Source organism: Rossellomorea vietnamensis, assembly GCF_001305855.1.
In the GTDB taxonomy this organism is placed as follows: domain Bacteria; phylum Bacillota; class Bacilli; order Bacillales; family Bacillaceae_B; genus Rossellomorea; species Rossellomorea vietnamensis_A.
On sequence record NZ_LIXZ01000010.1, the window covers coordinates 1 to 18,527 of the forward strand.

General features: G+C 44.9%; 23 protein-coding genes. 11 read left to right on the forward strand and 12 right to left on the reverse strand.

What is annotated here, in order from left to right; translation table 11 throughout:
- Together AM506_RS13465 and AM506_RS13470 are read right to left on the reverse strand one after the other, a co-directional pair.
- Positions 1 to 196, reverse strand: a 196-nt coding sequence (locus AM506_RS13465; RefSeq protein ID WP_152968527.1) for a helix-turn-helix domain-containing protein, incomplete at its 3' end; no start/stop codon positions are given.
- 70 nt (positions 197 to 266) lie between these two features.
- Positions 267 to 446 (reverse strand): H-type small acid-soluble spore protein, encoded by a 180-nt coding sequence (locus AM506_RS13470; protein ID WP_060673014.1) that lies wholly within the window; start codon positions 444 to 446, stop codon positions 267 to 269.
- Positions 447 to 556: 110 nt separating this feature from the next.
- Between AM506_RS13470 and AM506_RS22800 the strand changes: the two genes are divergently transcribed.
- Positions 557 to 709 (forward strand): hypothetical protein, encoded by a 153-nt coding sequence (locus AM506_RS22800; RefSeq protein ID WP_160316881.1) that lies wholly within the window; start codon positions 557 to 559, stop codon positions 707 to 709.
- A gap of 51 nt (positions 710 to 760) precedes the next feature.
- Here the strand turns inward: AM506_RS22800 and AM506_RS22990 are convergent, their stop codons facing one another.
- On the reverse strand, positions 761 to 901 hold the full coding sequence (locus AM506_RS22990; RefSeq protein WP_200908449.1) for a hypothetical protein: 141 nt from the start codon (positions 899 to 901) through the stop codon (positions 761 to 763).
- Positions 902 to 1,075: 174 nt separating this feature from the next.
- Between AM506_RS22990 and AM506_RS13475 the strand changes: the two genes are divergently transcribed.
- Entirely contained in the window at positions 1,076 to 2,461 is a 1,386-nt protein-coding gene (locus AM506_RS13475; RefSeq protein ID WP_060673015.1) for an esterase/lipase family protein, read from the forward strand.
- A gap of 51 nt (positions 2,462 to 2,512) precedes the next feature.
- Here the strand turns inward: AM506_RS13475 and AM506_RS13480 are convergent, their stop codons facing one another.
- Positions 2,513 to 2,827, reverse strand: coding sequence for a thioredoxin family protein (locus tag AM506_RS13480; protein ID WP_060673016.1), 315 nt, complete (start codon positions 2,825 to 2,827; stop codon positions 2,513 to 2,515).
- A gap of 128 nt (positions 2,828 to 2,955) precedes the next feature.
- On the opposite strand from AM506_RS13480, the gene AM506_RS13485 reads away from it, so the two are divergent.
- Positions 2,956 to 3,996 (forward strand): oxidoreductase, encoded by a 1,041-nt coding sequence (locus tag AM506_RS13485; protein WP_060673017.1) that lies wholly within the window; start codon positions 2,956 to 2,958, stop codon positions 3,994 to 3,996.
- A gap of 41 nt (positions 3,997 to 4,037) precedes the next feature.
- Here AM506_RS13485 and AM506_RS13490 read toward each other — a convergent pair whose 3' ends face one another.
- From AM506_RS13490 to AM506_RS13505, 4 genes are all read right to left on the reverse strand, one after another.
- Entirely contained in the window at positions 4,038 to 5,144 is a 1,107-nt protein-coding gene (locus AM506_RS13490; protein ID WP_060673018.1) for a Ger(x)C family spore germination protein, read from the reverse strand.
- The gene (locus tag AM506_RS13495) at positions 5,141 to 6,229 is read right to left on the reverse strand and encodes a GerAB/ArcD/ProY family transporter (RefSeq protein ID WP_060673019.1); all 1,089 of its coding nucleotides are present in this window, start codon (positions 6,227 to 6,229) and stop codon (positions 5,141 to 5,143) included. Before AM506_RS13495 ends, AM506_RS13490 begins: the two co-directional genes overlap by 4 nt.
- A gap of 17 nt (positions 6,230 to 6,246) precedes the next feature.
- Positions 6,247 to 7,752: a spore germination protein gene (locus tag AM506_RS13500; RefSeq protein ID WP_082386366.1), complete on the reverse strand. Its 1,506-nt coding sequence runs from the start codon at positions 7,750 to 7,752 to the stop codon at positions 6,247 to 6,249.
- A gap of 169 nt (positions 7,753 to 7,921) precedes the next feature.
- A complete protein-coding gene (locus AM506_RS13505; protein ID WP_060673020.1) occupies positions 7,922 to 8,881 on the reverse strand; it encodes an ABC transporter substrate-binding protein in 960 nt (319 codons plus the stop codon).
- A gap of 217 nt (positions 8,882 to 9,098) precedes the next feature.
- On the opposite strand from AM506_RS13505, the gene AM506_RS13510 reads away from it, so the two are divergent.
- From AM506_RS13510 to AM506_RS13530, 5 genes are read left to right on the forward strand one after another with little or no spacing between them, the layout of a single operon-like run.
- Complete coding sequence (locus AM506_RS13510; protein WP_060673021.1) at positions 9,099 to 10,085, forward strand: FecCD family ABC transporter permease; 987 nt, start codon at positions 9,099 to 9,101, stop codon at positions 10,083 to 10,085.
- Positions 10,086 to 10,088: 3 nt separating this feature from the next.
- Complete coding sequence (locus AM506_RS13515; RefSeq protein WP_060673022.1) at positions 10,089 to 11,144, forward strand: FecCD family ABC transporter permease; 1,056 nt, start codon at positions 10,089 to 10,091, stop codon at positions 11,142 to 11,144.
- 15 nt (positions 11,145 to 11,159) lie between these two features.
- Entirely contained in the window at positions 11,160 to 11,978 is an 819-nt protein-coding gene (locus AM506_RS13520; protein ID WP_060673023.1) for an ABC transporter ATP-binding protein, read from the forward strand.
- On the forward strand, positions 11,975 to 12,730 hold the full coding sequence (gene fhuF / locus AM506_RS13525) for a siderophore-iron reductase FhuF (RefSeq protein ID WP_060673024.1): 756 nt from the start codon (positions 11,975 to 11,977) through the stop codon (positions 12,728 to 12,730). Before AM506_RS13520 ends, fhuF begins: the two co-directional genes overlap by 4 nt.
- 27 nt (positions 12,731 to 12,757) lie before the next feature.
- Positions 12,758 to 13,021, forward strand: coding sequence for a DUF2573 family protein (locus AM506_RS13530; RefSeq protein WP_060673025.1), 264 nt, complete (start codon positions 12,758 to 12,760; stop codon positions 13,019 to 13,021).
- Between the two features lie 135 nt (positions 13,022 to 13,156).
- Here AM506_RS13530 and AM506_RS13535 read toward each other — a convergent pair whose 3' ends face one another.
- Together AM506_RS13535 and AM506_RS13540 are read right to left on the reverse strand one after the other, a co-directional pair.
- Entirely contained in the window at positions 13,157 to 13,504 is a 348-nt protein-coding gene (locus AM506_RS13535; protein WP_060673026.1) for a spore coat protein, read from the reverse strand.
- Between the two features lie 17 nt (positions 13,505 to 13,521).
- Complete coding sequence (locus AM506_RS13540; protein ID WP_060673027.1) at positions 13,522 to 13,779, reverse strand: hypothetical protein; 258 nt, start codon at positions 13,777 to 13,779, stop codon at positions 13,522 to 13,524.
- Between the two features lie 322 nt (positions 13,780 to 14,101).
- Between AM506_RS13540 and AM506_RS13545 the strand changes: the two genes are divergently transcribed.
- The 3 genes from AM506_RS13545 (at position 14,102) to AM506_RS13555 (ending at position 17,135) form a co-directional block, all read left to right on the forward strand.
- Positions 14,102 to 15,019 carry a proline dehydrogenase family protein gene (locus AM506_RS13545; RefSeq protein WP_060673028.1) on the forward strand — a complete coding sequence of 306 codons (918 nt, stop codon included), beginning with the start codon at positions 14,102 to 14,104 and terminating at the stop codon, positions 15,017 to 15,019.
- A 67-nt stretch (positions 15,020 to 15,086) separates the two neighbouring features.
- Positions 15,087 to 15,581 carry a GNAT family N-acetyltransferase gene (locus AM506_RS13550; RefSeq protein ID WP_060673029.1) on the forward strand — a complete coding sequence of 165 codons (495 nt, stop codon included), beginning with the start codon at positions 15,087 to 15,089 and terminating at the stop codon, positions 15,579 to 15,581.
- Between the two features lie 90 nt (positions 15,582 to 15,671).
- Positions 15,672 to 17,135: a potassium/proton antiporter gene (locus AM506_RS13555; RefSeq protein WP_060673030.1), complete on the forward strand. Its 1,464-nt coding sequence runs from the start codon at positions 15,672 to 15,674 to the stop codon at positions 17,133 to 17,135.
- 65 nt (positions 17,136 to 17,200) lie between these two features.
- Here the strand turns inward: AM506_RS13555 and AM506_RS13560 are convergent, their stop codons facing one another.
- Both AM506_RS13560 and AM506_RS22145 read right to left on the reverse strand, forming a co-directional pair.
- Positions 17,201 to 17,827 carry a YczE/YyaS/YitT family protein gene (locus tag AM506_RS13560; RefSeq protein ID WP_060673031.1) on the reverse strand — a complete coding sequence of 209 codons (627 nt, stop codon included), beginning with the start codon at positions 17,825 to 17,827 and terminating at the stop codon, positions 17,201 to 17,203.
- 317 nt (positions 17,828 to 18,144) lie between these two features.
- Positions 18,145 to 18,282 carry a YuzL family protein gene (locus tag AM506_RS22145; protein ID WP_082386367.1) on the reverse strand — a complete coding sequence of 46 codons (138 nt, stop codon included), beginning with the start codon at positions 18,280 to 18,282 and terminating at the stop codon, positions 18,145 to 18,147.
- Between the last annotated feature and the right edge of the window lie 245 nt (positions 18,283 to 18,527).

Below are 18,527 nucleotides of genomic sequence, written 5' to 3' on the forward strand. Positions count from 1 at the left end.
ATTGAACAGAGTACGCTTTGTTTATTTCTCTTCGCTTTATACCTTCTATTCCTTGTGTTTTATAAGCTCTTACCCAATCTTGTAGTGGTGTCTTAGAGGGTAGGTTATATTTTTTCGCCAATGATTTATATCCAAGATGGCCATCCAGATACTCGGTGACAAGTTTTAGTTTAAATTCCTCACTATATTTAGCCATAAAAACACCCCCAAAAGTTAGTTTTCTACTCTAACTTTTGGGGGTCGATACCGACGTGGTCTTTTCTTACTTATACTTCTTCTAAATCAGAAAGGCTTACTTCTGAACGTTCCTCAAGCGGTCCGCGGAGATGCACAACGGCCGTTTTGCCGTCTTCTGATACAGAGTCGATCCAAACGGATGCATCCTTGTATTTAACTTGGATGTCAGCTGAAGAAGATAATATCTGTTTGACCCGATTTTGATCCATATTCAATTCCTCCTAACGTTTTTCAATGATTAGTGTGTCCAAATTCAGAAGAACCATGACCGCATAATTCCATTGGGGAATTGAAACTCTATTAGTGAAAGGATGATGATATGAAAAAACAGGATGAGAGAATGTCGGCAACTGAAGCCAATATGGAATTAAATGAACGATTATATGGAGAAGGGGAAAGGGAAGACGACCCCCGGAATATTCATGTTGAATCCAACATGACCCCGGTGAATATCTCAAAGGAAGACGAGTGACCCTTTTTCCGAAGCAAAAAACCTGCCTGAAAGGAATCAGGCAGGTTTTGGCTATTTCGTTTTATTTTTCTGATCTTTATTATGCTTATTTCCCTTGCTGTTGTCACCGCTTGTGATTTCATTTGCGAACTCTGTCGTACCTCGTTTTGGTGAGTTTTGGTTTGCACTGCCCCGGTTGTTTTTCTTTGTCAAAGGAATCCCTCCAATTTAGTATGATGATTATTAGTTTTCGATAAGGACATGGAGACTATTCAATGATGTAGAGAATATATGTCTTTCTTCCTGTATTTAACAATCATGATGAAAATGTATCACGACTAAACGATAATGAAGGAAAGAACTTCTTTTTAAAGGGAGGGAAGGGCTGTGCAGGTGAAAGGTGGAAGACAGGTGGAGACAAAACCCGGCCATTGGTTTATAGACGATGACGCAGCGAATACAGATGGGTTTCCGATTTTATTTATACATGGAATTAATACATCATCAGAGACGTGGCTTTCGGATAACGATATGCTTGCCATCACCCGTGGAGCCGGATATCAATCGGTGTTCATCGAGTTGCATCCTGACGAAGATATGTGGAGAAATGGTGAGATACTGGCTGAAAAACTCCGGGAGATGCATGAATACTTCAATGAAAAGATTGTGGTTGTAAGTCACAGTAAAGGTGGAATCGATGCCCAATCAGCACTGGTCCATTATGGTGCTTCTCCCTATGTGGAAAGGGTCATCACACTCTCGACTCCCCATCATGGGTCAGAGCTTGCAGACCTTGCCTTCAGTAAATGGGCGGGATGGCTGACCGATGCGTTGAAAAGTAAGACAAATGCCGTCTTTTCTTTGCAAACCGCTTATATGAAAGGATTCCGGGCTGAGACAGACGAATCCCATCTTACGAAGAATATCCCCATCTATACATTCGGGGGCACCGGCTGGGGCGGTGCCTATTCTGAATTATTTTGGGGAGGGTTGTATTTAAGCCGGTTCGGTCAAAGTGACGGGGCCGTGCTGGTAAAAAGCTCCCGCCTACTTTATGCCAAAGAAGTGGCAGTTAGGGACTGGACACACAGCACGATAAGAAAAGGCAGCGAGGTTTTTCCTTATTTAAAGAATCTATACACGGATGAAGTAGAGGATGTTCCATATGCAGGGGTGAGCGAAATGGCTTCGGATGGAGATATGTCGGTCCTTCACAGGGGGGGAGAATTTGAGGGGACAGGAAGTGAGAGTTTCTTTGTCGAGGAAGGGATAGAGAGTATCACGGTCGACTGGATCAGTGACCAGCGGGATACGGTGTATGAACTGATAGGTCCGGATGGAGGAGTTTACAGGAAGTGGAGTCTGGCTGAAGATGCTACAGGGTATTTCCCTGGAGCGTATCATCATTCCATTCTTCTCACACAACCCATTTCAGGACGATGGGAAGTGAAGGCAAGATCGGCTCAAAAAGAACATTATATGGTCAGCATCCTGTTTCATCAAAAAGGAATGAGTGATGGCGCGGGCACTATGGCAATGGGGGAGCCACCTGTGAAGAAGACCTATACGATTCATCATATCCCAATGAAGAGTGGGAAGAACACGTCAACACTTATTACGTCTGAAGACCTTTCATCTCTGCCGCTGGCGGACTTTGAAGAAGGAATCCACAACATCACCACAGACCTGGAAGGGAAAACGGCGCAGGGAAACGACTTCCAACGGACGATGGTCCAGACCGTGTATGTAGATGGACAGGGGAATGTCTATTAAAGGAAAAACAAAGGTCCGTCCCTCTGCCAAAAGAGGGACGGACCTTTAAAGTTATAGCGTATTCAGGAATTCTGTCACTTGTTCTGGTGATTTGGCGTTTGCGCTGTGGAGGTGGGCGATTTTTTCGCCGTTTTTGTAGACCAGCAGGCTTGGGATCCCCATGACGTCATACTTCTCGGCTATTTCCGGGAATTCATCCTTATTGATGTCATACCATTTATATTGATTGAATTCTTCCATGATTTCATCAATGAACATATCCATACGACGGCAGTCGGGACACCAATCTGCATGGAATTTTACGACGACGGGCTCTGTTGATGTAATAAGATCGTCAAAGGTTTCTTTATTTTTGATTGATTGCATGATGATAACCTCCCTTTCCCACCTATTTTATACAAAACAGTGACGGGTTGTAAAACGAATCATTTTTCGTCCGATCTTGTACATGATAATATGAGAATACATTTTGATAGAAAAAGGTGACATTATTTATGCAACCCATTAAAGTCGGTTTAGCAGGATACGGTTTTTCAGGACAAAGTTTTCATCGTCCATTACTCTCTCACTTAGAGGAATTTCACATTGAGGCGGTACTGTCTTCCAATAAGGAAAAAGTATTGAACGACATTGAAGGGACGACCGTCGTGTCATCTCTTGATGACCTGCTTCAGGAGGAGATTGAATTAGTGGTCATTACGACGCCTAATCATCTTCACTACAGCATGATTAAACAATCCTTATTATCAGGCAAGCACGTCATCGTAGAGAAGCCATTTGTAACGAATAGCAAGGATGGGAGAGAGCTTCTGGCGTTAGCAAAGGAAAAAGGCCTGCATCTCTCTGTCTTCCATAATCGGCGCTGGGATGCTGACTTCTTAACGATTCAGCAGTTGTTAAAAGAAGAGGCGCTTGGCCCAATTTATACATACGAAGCACATTTTGACCGGTTCCGTCCGGCCATCAAGGACAGGTGGAAAGAGAATAAAATCGAAGGGGCAGGCGTGCTTTATGATCTTGGCTCTCATCTGTTGGATCAGGCGCTCACCCTGTTCGGGACGCCAAAATGGGTGCAGGCGGATGTGTTCCCTCAACGAGATCCGGACAAAGCGGAAGATTACTTCCTCATCACACTTGGATACGATGTAATGAGGGTGCAGCTCTATTCACGTTCAATCGTATTGGATCCGGGACCCCGTTATCAGGTACATGGTCTGAAAGGCAGCTATGTGAAGCATGGCATGGATCGTCAGGAGGATGACCTTAAGGCAGGAAAAAATCCTGTTTCTGAAGAATGGGGTATCGAAGACGAAGAAAATTGGGGTATCCTTACAACCATCTCAGGTGAAAATGTGACATCTGAAGTCATTCCATCTGAGAAAGGGGATTACACTCAGTTTTACCTTGGAGTGTACAATTCGGTAAGAGAAAATGCTCCTTTACCCGTCGCCCCTGAAGACGCTTTGCAAGTCATCACCATCATTGAAGCATGCAAAAAGAGTGCAGAAAGTCGACGTGTCATTCACATCGATTAAGAAAGAAAGGCTCCCTAACGTGCTGGGAGCCTTTCTTTCTATTATTCCACCGTCCCTGCTTCCAAAATCTGTATCCTTGCGTCAACATTGAATTTGACCCGTGGATAAATGCTGTCTTCCCATTCCTTGAAATCAAATCCACGTACGCCGTGCTTTTGGATTTGACCGATGCCGACAGGGTCTATGCCTAACTCCTGGAATTCTTTCAGCATTCTCGTCCCGTTTTCTTCAATATCCTTTTTCATCTGTTTCTCCACTTCAACGACTTTATCGGGAGTTAATTTCTTGCCGGTATACTCTCGGATGATTCCTCTTATTTTCACTCGGACCGTCACTTCCACAGGATCGGCGTTATGCTTGACGATGATTTTATTCTTGGATTTGAGACTGGTTACTGAAGCCTCGATGGAATTTTCCACATGACCACGGCTCTTTTCTTTCCCCATCTTGATGACATGACTTCCTTCTGCATATTTATCCACAAGCAGTTTGAAGAAAAACATATCTTTGGCAGGGACTTTTTTGACCATTTTGTCTTTATCAAATAACGCGATGCCCGAAATTGCCACACTTTCATTGGACAGCTGCTTTAAGATGGGCAGATAGGGTGTCTGCCCATCCTGAAAATAATCATAAATGAACATATGAAGGTTGGTTTCGGGAAGTTCTCTCCGGGTGATATTATGCTGGATCAGGTTGGAAAGGTATGTCCCATTTCCTCTTAATCCATAGTTTCCCTTGATGAGCTCTCCTGCTTCTCCTTCCGTAACGGTCAAATAAAGCCTGGCCCCGACACTGGCATCCCTTTGGAGGGAGTCGCCGATATCGATAATTCCCTTCTTTGCAAGCTCTTCCCCGACTAAAACGACGTCCAAACTACCTCGGACAAGAGGCTGCTGAGATCGTCTTTCCAATTTTTCGAGTACTTCCCTGGTAGAGGAGGCTTCTGCTGACAACGTCCCGTTTTGAATCGATTTATCGGCTAAATAGATGGGGAAAAGAGCGGTTCCCCTGATTTTATCCTCCCCTACGTAGTCATAGGCTTTTCCCGTTTCAATATAGAGGTCGTCCAGGATTTCCTTTTCCACACACCCTGTCAAAAATAAGAAACAAATGAGAATAGCTGTGAGCAAACAAGTGCGTTTCATTGTTTATTCCTCACTTTCTTCATGATGATCACCAGCAACAGAAGGGCAGGAATGTAAAAATAATTAATGTAAAATCCGATTTGCCCTGATACGGTATTGAGGAAATTCACTAGCTTCCGGTCAGTGAAAAACGTAAGGGCGGATAAGCATAGAAGACAGATGATCAATAACGTATGCCTGTGTTTCAGAGGAGTCATCCGTTTTAAGATCCTGCTGGCACACCAAACCGCAATACAAACGTTCGGAAGGATGATCAAACACCAATTGGCAATGCCGATATACTCAAAACGCTCTACGAACGGCATTTCGACGATCTTCCACATGGAAAGGGTGGCCCAGACGGTCTTTTCCAGCTGCTTCTGACTGAAAAATGAAAAAGAAATCAAGGCTAGAATCGTGTAAAGGATTGTGGTCGTAAAAAGTGCCCAATGCGCATACCTCTGGGATTTCTTTGCATCTTTTACAAAAGGATATAGAAGTAAAATGGATTCATAGCCTAAATATGTCAAGGACATGTTCTTGGTGGATATCAATAGATCCTTTATCGTATGGTCAAAGACAGGCAGGACATTCCGGAAGTCAGCATATTTAAAAGTGAAGGCAAAGGTCAATACGAGATAACTGGGAAGAAGGATCCCGAAGAAGGCCGTTCCGGTCACCGTCCTTACCCCGCCGTTGACAATATAATAAACGAGTACGAGAAAGAATAAAGAAAAGAAAAACGTACTCAGCCTTGGATACATCCACACTTGTAATACTTCGATATATGTACGCATGATGGTGATCACCAGTAAAGTGAAATAAATGACGAAGAAGAGACTGAATACTTTCCCGATCCACTTCCCAAAGGCCAGAGTATGGGCAGATACAAGATCTCCATCGACCCTATTTAAAATCTGATACATCATGAACATGATAACGTGCGTAAAAATACCTGCAAGGATGACAGAAATCCATCCATCATAGCCTGCATTTTTCGAAATGATACGCTGGAAGCCGAGGACCCCTACCCCGACCTGAATGGAGTGAATGAGAAAGAAGACCATGAATGGCGATATTTTTCTTCTATCCGGAATCGGTTGCATCTGATCACCTCCAACGATTATTCGTCGATATCAAACTTTTTCTTGCCTTCAGACGGGCGGAATCTGGACGGCTTCTGGGTTCGTAAATATTCCGGACGCCCTGATTGTTTATTAAAGGGTAAGCGAATGATCGCATCTTTCAAGTCTTTTACCCTTGGTGGGAAGAGGGGTTCCAAAAACGGTCTGCCTAAAGATGTTAACTGTAACAGGTGACCCATCAAGAGACAGAAGCAGTAGACGATACCCAATAGTCCCCACAGTTGAGCGAACAACAGGAAGGGAAATCGTAATAGACGGATCGTATTACCCATCCGGTACACAGGGGTTGTAAAGGAAGCAAGAGCAGCAAGGGCCACCATTATGAGCAATACGTTACTCGTGATCCCCGCTTCAACGGACGCCGTCCCGATGACGATCCCTCCAACGATACCGATTGTCTGACCTACCTTGGTCGGAAGGCGCGCACCTGCTTCTCGCAGAAGTTCAATCGTCAATTCAAGAAATAATGCTTCAAGGATAGGGGGCAGGGGAATCTCCTGTCTGGAAGTGATGAGAGTCGCCATTAAATCCTTTGGAATCAGTTCGTAATGATACGTCAATGCCGCTACATAAATAGGCGTAATCAATATGGAGAACGCCACAGCGAATACACGGACGAGACGAAGGAATGAGGAAATGGAAAAATTCAAAAAATAATCCTCATAAGCATTAAAAAATTCTACGAGAGTGGTAGGTCCTATCAATGCATGGGGTGATCCATCCACCATGATTGTAAGCTTACCTTCCACAAGGACCGATGCGACCCGGTCAGGCCTTTCTGAATCCAATAATTGCGGGAAAGGGGATAAGCTGTTATCGGCAATCAGCTGTTCTATGAATGAACTGTCCATGATTTGATCGAAGTCGAGATCCCGCAATCGCTGACGGACTGTATCCACGTTGGATTCATCTGCTAATCCATCAATATAAAGTAACGCAACCCGTGTGTGGGTCAGTTTTCCGATATTGAATTCTTCCATAACCAATTCTTTCACGGGCAGACGCTTTCTAAGCAGATTTAAATTATCGCTGAGAGACTCTACAAACGCCTCTTTTGGTCCAACGACGCTGAACTCCACCTCTGGTTGAGAGACTTTCCTCCCCATTTCGTTTTTAGTTGCGATGAAGGCAAATTTCCGATTGGTCGCGTCCATTGTCAACAACGTATATCCGTTATAGAGCTTCTGCTCGATTTGGGTTTCATCAGTGGAAACTTGAATATCTATCACTGGAACCAGTGTTTTTAAATCATCGAATGTATGAAAATCCTTGGAAAGTAATGAAGGGAGGACATCCTCCTGCAGGATCTTTGCATCAATTAACGTCGTGACGAAGTGCAGACTGAATTTTACCCCTGTATGTGGATTTTGGTAAAAAGCCTGTTTATAATCAGCAGATTTCTCCGCTTCTTTTTTCATGCTCTCATATGATTGTTTCTTACTGTTCTTATCGCTCTTTTTCTTGTTCTTAAAGAATGGAAACATACTAATCCCTCATGTCCGATGTATGGTCTATCCTGTAGTGTTACCGAAAAAAGGAGAATTATGAAAAAGGAAGGGAGGAGAGGGAAAAAACGTAAAGCAACCCCTGAAAATCAGCATACAAAAAAAGCCGGAGAGGGACATGCCCTTTCCGGCTTTTCACAACTGACGATTATTCCTGTTCTAAAAAGTATCTCTCGATATCATCAAGCATGGCATTCGCTGCCAGAACACCGCCTGCCGTGTTCCAAATCGCATCACTTACTTCATATACCTTGTCTTGTTTTGCTACTTCAAGGTTTTGAAATAGGGGATCGTTCAGCCACTCCTCAGCAAGTTTGTTCGCTTCGCCATCTCCTGTTTCATAGGTGAAGTAGAATAGAACATCTCCATCCATTGCCGGGATGCGTTCTTTTGTTACACCCTTTTCAGCAAAGTCATCCACATTCTGTCCTTCAGGACGGGCGAAGCCCAGCTGATCCAGGACCACACCTGAGAATGAATCTTTATGGTAAATTCTTACGTCCCCTGCCAGAAAGCGGACCATGGAAACTTTTTGGTTCAGTTTGTCTCCGAGCTTCCCTTTAAGATCTTCGATACGCTGATCATACTCCGCTAAGACTTCCTGGCCTTTTTCTTCTTTATTCAGTGCTTTTGCATATAACTCGAAATTTTCTTTCCAGTTACCGCGTAATGTTTCGGCCATTACGGTTGGAGCGATGTCTTTCAGCTGATTGTACTGCTCTTCTTGACGCATTTTGTTCCCGATAATCAGGTCGGGCTGAAGCTTGGCGATGGCTTCCATATTTAGTTCGCTCTCTGTTCCGACAACTTCCACATCTTTCATCTTGTCAGAGATGTGATCATACCAAGGATCACCTGTCCATGATTGAACGGCACCGACAGGAGTGACACCCATGGAAAGGAGGGCTTCAGTGCCTTCATTTGTAAGAATGACGACTTTATTTGGCGTTCCTTTGATTTCCGTCGTACCCATTGCATGCTTCACTGTATATGTTTCTTCATTCGTATCATTTCCTGCAGACTCATCTTTTTCTTCTTTATTTCCGCAGGCAGCAAGAAAGAGAAGTGTGGAAATCAGCAGTAAAGATAGTAAGCTTTTTAATTTCATATGTAAATCCTCCTGATATATTTTTATCGGTGATAATGATTATCATTTACACTCATAATAGTAGTTGAGAAGGTTTTCATTGTCAATAGCTAAATGATAATGATTTTCAAAGTCATTGACGCTCCTTTCATTCTTCTTTAAAATAGAAAGGGAAGAGCAGTCCGTGATTGTTTAATCGATTTTCCTTTCCTTTAAGGAATAGAAAGGTTAGCACATAATGAAAATTCAAAAAAAGCTCCTTTTATTTATAGGAACATTTCTTTTTCTTATCCTGTGTATCGGGGTCAGTATTGTATACGGATACACGGATACATCCTGGAAAACGGCTGTCGAGGCTTTTTCCAATCCAACGGGATCGACTGAGCATATTGTACTTCAGACGATCCGGCTACCGAGGGCGCTGATTGCGGCGGCAGTCGGTGCATCCCTTGCAATATCAGGGGTATTAATGCAAACTTTGACCAATAACCCCCTCGCTTCTCCAGGGATTTTCGGAATCAATGCAGGCGGAGCTTTTATGGTGGTCGTAGCGGTCACGATATTTGGCATAACCAATCTTCAATCCTTTACGTGGATCGCATTTCTTGGTGCGGCCATTGCAGCGGTCGGCGTATTTGTCATCAGTTCTGCAGGGGATAAAGGCTTGACCCCGATGAAGCTGACCCTTGCAGGAGCCGCCATCACCGCCATGTTTTCCTCCTTTACACAAGGATTGCTTGTACTGAATGAAGCGGCACTGGAGCAAGTGTTATTCTGGCTCGCGGGATCAGTACAGGGAAGAAGTCTGGATATATTGAGCGGGGTCTTTCCATATATAGTGGCTGGATGGATTCTTGCTCTCTTCATTGCCGGCAAGATGAATATCCTCGCCATGGGGGAAGATGTGGCGAAAGGGCTCGGCCTGAAAACGAACTTGATTAAATTTCTTGCTTTGGCGGTTGTTGTCCTCTTGGCGGGTGGTTCCGTCGCCGTGGCCGGTCCCATCGGTTTTATCGGGATTGTCATCCCGCATTTAGCAAGGAAGATCATCGGGGTGGACCACAGGTGGCTCATTCCTTTCTCGGGACTTCTAGGAGCGATCTTATTGTTAGCCGCTGACGTTGGAGCCCGTTATATCATTATGCCCCAGGAAGTGCCCGTCGGCGTCATGACCGCCATAATAGGAGCACCATTCTTCGTGTATGTGGCAAGGAAGGGGTTTTAACCGATGGATCGATTTATAGGAAAACGATGGCTCAAGGACCGTGTGTCCATGCTCGTTGATCTTTCAGCGCTCAAAAAAATAACCATCCTCGGTTTGATTGCATTACTGGTTCTGATTATGAGTACGGGAATAGGGGATTTAAAGATTGCCCCATGGAAGGTGATCAGTGTCTTCTTTGGAGGGGGGACAAGTTTGGAGCAGCTCGTGGTGACGTCATTCCGCCTGCCGCGGATCCTCATTGCACTCCTTTCCGGAATGGCATTGGCCGTTGCCGGGGGAATCCTTCAAGGGATGATACGCAACCCTCTTGCTTCACCGGATATCATCGGGATCACAGGAGGAGCGGGAGCGGCTGTCGTAGCCTTTCTGACCCTTTTCAGCAATGATGATAATACGTTGATGGTCAGCATTAAATGGATGCCTGTTGCTGCTTTCATCGGCGCGACAGTCATTGCCTTTCTCGTTTACTTTTTAGCTTGGCGAAAAGGGGTTTCACCTGTCAGACTCGTTCTTATTGGTATTGGTATCTCGGCTTTGACTCAAGCTTTGACGACATTGTTGATGATCCTCGGCCCGATTTACAGGGCCAGTCAGGCAAATATCTGGATCACGGGTACGGTGAACGGTTCTGACTGGCAGGATGTGTGGATCCTGCTTCCTTGGATCCTGGTCTTTATCCTGTTAAGCTTCTTTATTACCCGGCAGCTGAATATACAGGAACTAGGCGAAGAAATCGCCACCAGTGTAGGAGGGAATGTTCAACGTCAGCGGTTCTTTCTCCTTCTCATGTCAACGGCGTTAGTAGGGGGAGCAGTCGCATTTGCCGGTGGAATCGGCTTTGTAGGCTTGATGGCTCCCCATATGGCAAGGCGGATGGTAGGTTCTTCTTTCGGGGCACTGCTTCCGACTGCATCCCTGATCGGCGGAATTCTCGTCATGGTGGCAGATTTGATCGGCAGGACGCTGTTCCTGCCCCTTGAAGTCCCTGCCGGTGTCTTCACGGCAGCGATCGGGGCACCGTATTTTATCTATCTATTATTTAAAACAAGGAATTCTTAAAGGAGTTGGCCATAGATGAGTGACGTATTACAAACGAAGGATTTGACTCTATCTTACGGGGAACGGACGATCATCGATGAATTGAATATTGATATTCCACAAGGGGAGATTTCGGTCTTCATCGGCGGGAATGGCTGTGGTAAATCCACGCTTCTCCGCTCCATCGCCCGATTGCTTAAGCCGAAGCAAGGAGCGGTCCTGTTGGACGGGGAGGCAATCTCACGTTTATCAACGAAAGAAGTCGCTCGTAAAATGGCCATCCTTCCTCAGTCCCCAACGGCTCCAGAAGGGCTGACCGTCCTGCAGCTCGTCAAGCAGGGACGCTACCCACATCAGACCTGGCTAAAGCAGTGGTCACAGAAAGATGAAGAAATCGTCCAGGATGCGTTGAAAGCAACGAAGATGGAGGAGCTAAAAGATCGGAAAGTGGATGAACTATCGGGAGGGCAGAGGCAGCGTGCGTGGATCGCCCTGACACTCGCCCAGGATACAGACATCATCTTGTTGGATGAGCCAACCACATATCTTGATATGACTCATCAAATTGAGATACTTGACTTGTTATTCGAACTGAATGAAAAAGAGCAGCGTACCATCGTCATGGTCCTTCATGACCTGAATCTCGCCTGCAGATACGCCCATAATATCGTGGCGATCCGTGATAAACAGATTTATGCACAAGGAAAACCTGAGGAAGTGATCAGCTGTGAGCTCGTGAAGAACGTGTTCGATATGGACTGTCAGGTATCCCGGGACCCATTATTCGGTACTCCCTTATGCATCCCATTCGGTAAAGGACGCTGCATCTTGAAGGATCCAGTGGAGACAGGATGAACACCCTGACCGAGCAGCAGTGGGAAACTTTGAAGAAATACCGATTTCATCCATCCACCCCTGTTTTAAAAGGGGAGGAGGCAACGTCATTCCTGGATGGTGGAAAGATGAAAGCCTATTTATCTCATCAGTGCTCCCAGATCGGGACGGACGACCTTAAAGTGGCAGCGTCCTTATTCATGAAGCGCTATGCGTTTGTAGCCGCCATGGGATTAATGGCCATGACTTACTGGAATAAGAAGTTGAATCTCAAGCCTGAGAATCTACTTATGGTGGATGGGGACAAAAATGGATTATGGATGCCGCAATTTCATCTGAAAGATGCATCCGTTGCGGAGTTTACGTCACGTGAGGAAAAAACTGAGTTCATACAATCCATTTTCCGGGATCATCTCGATCACGTAATTCAGTCGATTAAGAATGCGACAAAGCTTTCCAACCTGATTCTTTGGGAAAACATCGCCGTGTACGTATTCTGGATATTTGAGAATGATGACTTCCTTTTGAACGAATGGATGAGGAGCGGGCGTGACGACCAATTCCGGGCTCTTCTGTCAGATGAAAACAGCCATTGGTTCGGAAACTATCATAGAAATCCACTGGCCAGATATTATAGCAGAAAAGTAAATATAGAGGGATTGACGGAAAAGGTACGTGTCAGAAAAACCTGCTGCTTCTCCTATAGATTGGAGCACGGGGAACAATACCGTTGTAAAACCTGTCCGCAGACCTGTCTAGTGAAAAAGACTTAATTCATCATTTGCAAGGAGGCTAACGCAATGAAGGAATTCCCTGAACAATTTGATGCATTGCTTGAAAAGTATACGGAACTGTTGGTCGGTGAAACCGACGCCGCCAAGAAAGAAATGGTGACACAATACGCTCTTTACTCATTCATCGCCAAAAACATGCCGGCACTGGTGAAACATTGGAATTCTCTCTATCCTGAAGGCAAAGATGAGATGAAACGGATCGTCGGTGAGATCAAAGAGATGAATGAAGTACACCGCGGAGAAATGAGCAGGAAGAAAAATGAAGAATGATTCTTGAAAAGTACCCCTTTGATGAGAAGAGGGTGCTTTTTTTATTGAATTCATTCTGGCAAGGGGGAGATGCGGAGGGGGATTCTAAACGACTCTGGGAGATATATAAAGGCAGACCGGAGTCTGCCTTCAACATTATTGTACCTGACCGCCATACCCATATGGGAATTGAGAAGAATACTGCTGATGCTGCTGATAGGACTGCTGGATTTTTTGACTGTCTGCAGCCTCCAGCTTGTACCAGCCTTTGCGGAACATTTCATTGTATAATTCGCGTTGGGCATTTTGCGTTTCATTGAAAATCGTCAGGAGGTCCTGATACAAAGCTTGATGGCTTGCTTCATTCAAAGCCGTACAGTAGGAAGCCGTCATATATTTCTCATGGGACAGGACATCCGTAATAAAGTCGCGATCGTTCATTTGTGGCGTTTCCGGCACTTGTGTTTGCGGGTTTTGGACTTTTTGCTGATTCTGTTGATTCATGGTTTCAAGACTCCTTTCTACATCATAGTTTGATTAGTGGTGTTCAGGTGGGCAAGCAGTTGCTGATAATGGCGCTGATGCATCTGGCCGCACTTGTCCAATTCGGCTTTAATCTCAGTATCCTGACAGTGGGCGGCGGCAAAATGACATTTCTTCATGGCATTCAGATTCCAGGCAAGCATGTCGTTCAAATACAGTGAATCCTTCGTAGTGAGCATGTTCGGCGGTTGTGTGTATGCTTGCTGCTGGCTCCCTTGTTGAGGTTGTTGTTGCATGTTCCATTCCTCCGTTTCCTTTTATAGTCTTCGATACCCTTTCGCTGCTTTCGGATAGGTAATATTACCCTGTATACGGCGTAATAAGAAAGCGGTATCATCAGAAGGCAAAGGTTATTTTTCCTACAATCCAACAGTCTTATTCACGTATGGACAAATTACGATAATATTCTACTAAGAAAGTATTGAAAGTATATTCAAAACGTATAAAAGGTGATAAAATGTTGGTAAATATACTAATAGTGTGAACCTTCTCTTTTTTAGCAATAAGGAAAACGGTTTCATTGTAGGATATATATGTTTTTTTCAGGGGGTAAGCAACATGGAGCAAGCAATGCGTAATTTCTTTTTATTCCTTTCAAAAAATAAGCCGATGACGAAACTTGCTAAGAAATATGGCCTGCGATTTGGTGCCGGCCGGTTCGTTGCAGGGTCTTCCATCCTGCAGGCAGTTGAGGTTATCCGCGAGCTGAATAGTCAGAATCTTGTTGTAACGATCGACTATTTGGGTGAGTTTGTGGACAACGAGCGTGAAGCAAACGAAATGGCCCTTGAATGTGTAGAAGCCATTCGTGCGATCGGGAGAGAGAACCTTAAATCTCAACTATCCCTCAAGATGACTTCAATGGGACTGGATATTTCTGAAGGGGTTGTCATGAAGAATATGAGATTGATTCTTGATGAAGCAACCAAACAGGGCGTATTCGTCACAATTGATATGGAAGACTACACGCGATGCGGAAAGACCATTGATATTTTCAAACGTCTGAAGTCGGAATATGATAATATCGGCACGGTCATCCAAGCCTATTTATATAGAACAGAGAAGGATATCGATGATTTGAATGCGTATTCCCCCAATCTGCGTCTTGTAAAAGGGGCGTATAAAGAGTCACCTGAAGTCGCGTTTCCTGATAAGAAGGATGTAGACGATAATTTCAAAAAAATCATCAAGACTCATCTGCTGAACGGGAATTATACGGCTATCGCCACCCATGACGATGAGATGATCGAATATACGAAAAGACTCGTGGAGGAATATAAGATCCCACGTGAGCAATTCGAGTTTCAAATGCTTTTCGGAATCCGTGTGGAGCGTCAGCATGAACTGGTCAAGGAAGGCTACAAAATGCGCGTCTATGTCCCATACGGCACGGACTGGTACGGATACTTCATGAGAAGACTGGCTGAAAGACCAGCGAACGTCGCCTTTGTTCTAAAAGGGGTCATAAAGAAATAATAGTAAGTAAGAGGAAGACTCTATGGATGCTCATAGGGTCTTATTTGTTTGACGGGAGGCATGGAAAATGAAAATCATTCCTTTTCGGGTGGAAGGAAAGTATTTCAAGAAAATGATTACGTTATATTGCCGCCTATTTCAGGTGGATCCGAGAGGCATGGAAGACCAATTTAAACGGCACTCCACGTATCCGTTTTTCGAAGGGTACCTGGCCATTATCGATGACCAGGTGGCCGGTTATATTTATGGCTATTCTTCAAGGAAAGGGCAGTACTATCACGATTTACTCGCTCGTCATTTACATCCTGAGCGTGAATGGATGAAGGATTGCATGGAACTTGTGGAGCTGGGTGTCGACCCGTCATATAGAGGCAGGGGAATCGGCAAGCTATTGGTTGAGCAATTACTGAAAAATAGAAAAGAAAAACAGGTCCTCCTCACGACTCGAAAAGATAATCATACAGCCATCGCCTTTTATCATGCCGGTGGATTTAAAATCATCCGGGAAGGATTTTATCCGAACGTGCCGCATGAATACATCATCATGGGTAAACATTTATAAGGGGGAAGAAGGAAAGCGTTTTAATTGTTACATAATTCACAATGTTATATACTATAAAGGAATAATCTGCATGAAATTAGAGGCGATACTATGGAAATGACCATTGATAATTTGACCCTGCTCCTTGGCCTCTTGCTACTGGTCGGTGTGATCACCGCTAAATTCTCCACACGACTGGGCGTCCCCTCCCTGATTCTGTTCATCATCGTCGGAATGATCCTTAATACATACTTCTTCTTCGATAACGCCCCTATGACTCAATTCATCGGAACGCTGGCACTCATCATCATTTTGTTCGAGGGTGGCCTTCAAACGAAATGGGGCAATGTGCGGAAGGTGTATAAGCCTGCCCTTTCACTGGCAACCATCGGGGTTGTGGCAACCACCGTATCCATCGGGGTGGCAGCCAAGTACATACTCGGCGTGAGCTGGCTTGAAGGGATGCTATTCGGGGCGATCGTCGGTTCAACCGACGCTGCAGCGGTGTTCTCCGTACTTGGGAACAAAAACATCAAACCGAAGATATCTTCCACATTGGAAGCCGAGTCCGGCAGTAACGACCCCATGGCCATTTTCTTAACCGTTGCGTTTTTACAATTGATTCAATTCCCCGGATTGAATCCTGCTTCCCTGATATTGAGCTTCTTTTGGCAGATGGGAATGGGTTTGGTCCTAGGATTGGCTCTGGGTCTGGCATCCGTGTGGATCATCAATCGAATCAATCTGGATTCGTCCGGACTGTATCCGGTCCTGTCCATCTCCCTTGCCATCTTCACCTATGCCTTTACAAGCATCCTGGAGGCGAGTGGTCTCCTTGCCGTCTATATCATGGCAATCGTCGTCGGCAATAAGGAACTCACCTACCGCCATTCCATTGTCCGCTTCAATGAAGGATTTGCGTGGATGATGCAGATCGTCATGTTCATCCTCCTTGGATTGCTGGTCTTCCCTCAGCACCTGCCGGGGATAGCGTGGCAGGGAATCATGCTTGCGATTCTGTTGATTGTTGTAGCGAGACCTCTCGGAGTCTATCTAAGCTTAGCGCTGGCAAAGAATTTCACCGTTAAAGAAAAATTCTTCATTTCATGGGCAGGCTTAAAGGGAGCGGTCCCGATCGTATTGGCAACGTATCCGATGGTAGCAGGCATTGAAAACAACGAAGTCATCTTCAACGTCGTGTTTTTCGTGGTTCTTCTATCCGCCCTGATTCAAGGGACGACGATTTCTCCTTTGGCAAACTATCTTAAGCTTGCAGGAAAAGAAAAACCTCCGATCGCCCACAGCATCGAACTCGTTTCCATTGGGAAAACAAATAATGAAATGCTTGAGGTGCTCATAAACGATGATGCCTATATTACGAACAAAGAAATCAAAGACATCAATCTCCCTGAAAAAACATTAATTTCTGCCGTCATCCGAAATAGTGAATTGATCACTCCAATGGGTGAAACGATGATCAAAGCTGGAGATACCCTATATGTGCTTGCGAATAAGAGCCAGAGAAAACGTATCAATGAGCTGTTGAATGCTAAAGGGGGAGTGAGTCTTTCTTGAAATCCTCTGCCTAAACATCTAAAAAAGCAACCTTCCACATTGGGAAGGTTGCTTTTTGGTTGGGATCAGTCAGCAGTAACTGCTGCTTTCGCCAATGACTTTTTCTCGAAGAGCTGTTCGAATATCGGGAAGCTGTATTGAACGACGAACCCTAATGTGAGGGTGACAATGATCGTCCCGATTCCGATATCCCCTTTAAAGAGGAAAGCAAGTGATAGGGCAAATCCTTCACTGATGATCCGGGAGTTACGAAGGTTTAATCCGAAACGTGTATGGATCGCCACCATAAGGGTATCCATTGGACTTGCCGGAAACTTCGCCTGAAGGTAAATCGCAATTCCAAGACCCATCGTCAAAATCCCGGAGGCCAGGGTAAACAGCTGATTCATCAACATCCCCGGTGCATAATTATTAAAGACGACGAGCAGCCAAAAATCGATCAACAGGCCAATGACCAGAATCGATCCTGCAGCGAGGACATCAGGCTTCTTTTTCATAATGAGGGCATTGAGACCAATCAAAACAATCCCATTGATAAATACTGCCGTTCCCACAGTGATTCCGAACATATTCGACTCCCCAACGGCGAGGGCATCCCAGGCCGAGGCTCCAAGGCCTGACTTAATGATCAGGGCAACCCCCATCGTCAAAATGAAAAGTCCAATCGTAAAAAACAAAAATCTGCGCTTCATTCACATAGTCTCCTTATCTGTAAACGTTATCATTCGTGTACTTAAAAAAACAGACGAGCTACTTTGATCGTGTTGTTGGTAAAGTAGGAGGTCTGACGTCTTTGAGTTGATAATAATAGTTTACTTCAAAAGGGACGGGAAGGCAAAGTTAATTTTTGTATGGGATTGGGTGAGATGGGGTAGATGTGCTGTAGGTGCGGCGGTGGCAAAACTGGTCGAATGGTCGATAAAAACAGCAAACCCCCATTCAACCCACCAATAACCCATAAAAAAACAACACCCGAACATAGTATTCGGGTGCAGCCTCCAAAACATTTCTATGATTGCTTCTTAAATTGATTGTTTTGACTATTTCTCTTGCCGCCGCCGTCCATCTCTACCGTCGGACCGGCATCCCCCTTCACACTCGCTGCACTAACCCCAGCCTTAGAAGGATCCTTCTTCTGCTTCGCCATATAGAACACCTCCACCCCTAACATTCCCGGATCACTCAGAAAATATGAGGGACGGACCTCCAATTTTCCGTGGGAATGAAGCCGAGAGAGCCGGAAAAGCCCTTTATAACAAGATTTCAATAATAAATGGGAGGAAAAATGGTCGTCTATCCAAGGTCCGTCCCTCAAAATTCACATATATATAATAGGAAAAAATATTTTTACGGTTGTGTATGTCACGTGGACTGGGGTTGTTGAATAGGTTG

What these genes read in the sequence shown, in the direction of transcription:
- AM506_RS13470 (WP_060673014.1), bottom strand. Translation starts at nt 446, where the DNA reads ATGGATCAAAATCGGGTCAAACAGATATTATCTTCTTCAGCTGACATC.
- AM506_RS22800 (WP_160316881.1), top strand. Translation starts at nt 557, where the DNA reads ATGAAAAAACAGGATGAGAGAATGTCGGCAACTGAAGCCAATATGGAA.
- AM506_RS13480 (WP_060673016.1), bottom strand. Translation starts at nt 2,827, where the DNA reads ATGCAATCAATCAAAAATAAAGAAACCTTTGACGATCTTATTACATCA.
- AM506_RS13485 (WP_060673017.1), top strand. Translation starts at nt 2,956, where the DNA reads ATGCAACCCATTAAAGTCGGTTTAGCAGGATACGGTTTTTCAGGACAA.
- AM506_RS13490 (WP_060673018.1), bottom strand. Translation starts at nt 5,144, where the DNA reads ATGAAACGCACTTGTTTGCTCACAGCTATTCTCATTTGTTTCTTATTT.
- AM506_RS13495 (WP_060673019.1), bottom strand. Translation starts at nt 6,229, where the DNA reads ATGCAACCGATTCCGGATAGAAGAAAAATATCGCCATTCATGGTCTTC.
- AM506_RS13500 (WP_082386366.1), bottom strand. Translation starts at nt 7,752, where the DNA reads ATGTTTCCATTCTTTAAGAACAAGAAAAAGAGCGATAAGAACAGTAAG.
- AM506_RS13505 (WP_060673020.1), bottom strand. Translation starts at nt 8,881, where the DNA reads ATGAAATTAAAAAGCTTACTATCTTTACTGCTGATTTCCACACTTCTC.
- AM506_RS13510 (WP_060673021.1), top strand. Translation starts at nt 9,099, where the DNA reads ATGAAAATTCAAAAAAAGCTCCTTTTATTTATAGGAACATTTCTTTTT.
- AM506_RS13515 (WP_060673022.1), top strand. Translation starts at nt 10,089, where the DNA reads ATGGATCGATTTATAGGAAAACGATGGCTCAAGGACCGTGTGTCCATG.
- AM506_RS13520 (WP_060673023.1), top strand. Translation starts at nt 11,160, where the DNA reads ATGAGTGACGTATTACAAACGAAGGATTTGACTCTATCTTACGGGGAA.
- fhuF (WP_060673024.1), top strand. Translation starts at nt 11,975, where the DNA reads ATGAACACCCTGACCGAGCAGCAGTGGGAAACTTTGAAGAAATACCGA.
- AM506_RS13530 (WP_060673025.1), top strand. Translation starts at nt 12,758, where the DNA reads ATGAAGGAATTCCCTGAACAATTTGATGCATTGCTTGAAAAGTATACG.
- AM506_RS13535 (WP_060673026.1), bottom strand. Translation starts at nt 13,504, where the DNA reads ATGAATCAACAGAATCAGCAAAAAGTCCAAAACCCGCAAACACAAGTG.
- AM506_RS13540 (WP_060673027.1), bottom strand. Translation starts at nt 13,779, where the DNA reads ATGCAACAACAACCTCAACAAGGGAGCCAGCAGCAAGCATACACACAA.
- AM506_RS13545 (WP_060673028.1), top strand. Translation starts at nt 14,102, where the DNA reads ATGGAGCAAGCAATGCGTAATTTCTTTTTATTCCTTTCAAAAAATAAG.
- AM506_RS13550 (WP_060673029.1), top strand. Translation starts at nt 15,087, where the DNA reads ATGAAAATCATTCCTTTTCGGGTGGAAGGAAAGTATTTCAAGAAAATG.
- AM506_RS13555 (WP_060673030.1), top strand. Translation starts at nt 15,672, where the DNA reads ATGGAAATGACCATTGATAATTTGACCCTGCTCCTTGGCCTCTTGCTA.
- AM506_RS13560 (WP_060673031.1), bottom strand. Translation starts at nt 17,827, where the DNA reads ATGAAGCGCAGATTTTTGTTTTTTACGATTGGACTTTTCATTTTGACG.
- AM506_RS22145 (WP_082386367.1), bottom strand. Translation starts at nt 18,282, where the DNA reads ATGGCGAAGCAGAAGAAGGATCCTTCTAAGGCTGGGGTTAGTGCAGCG.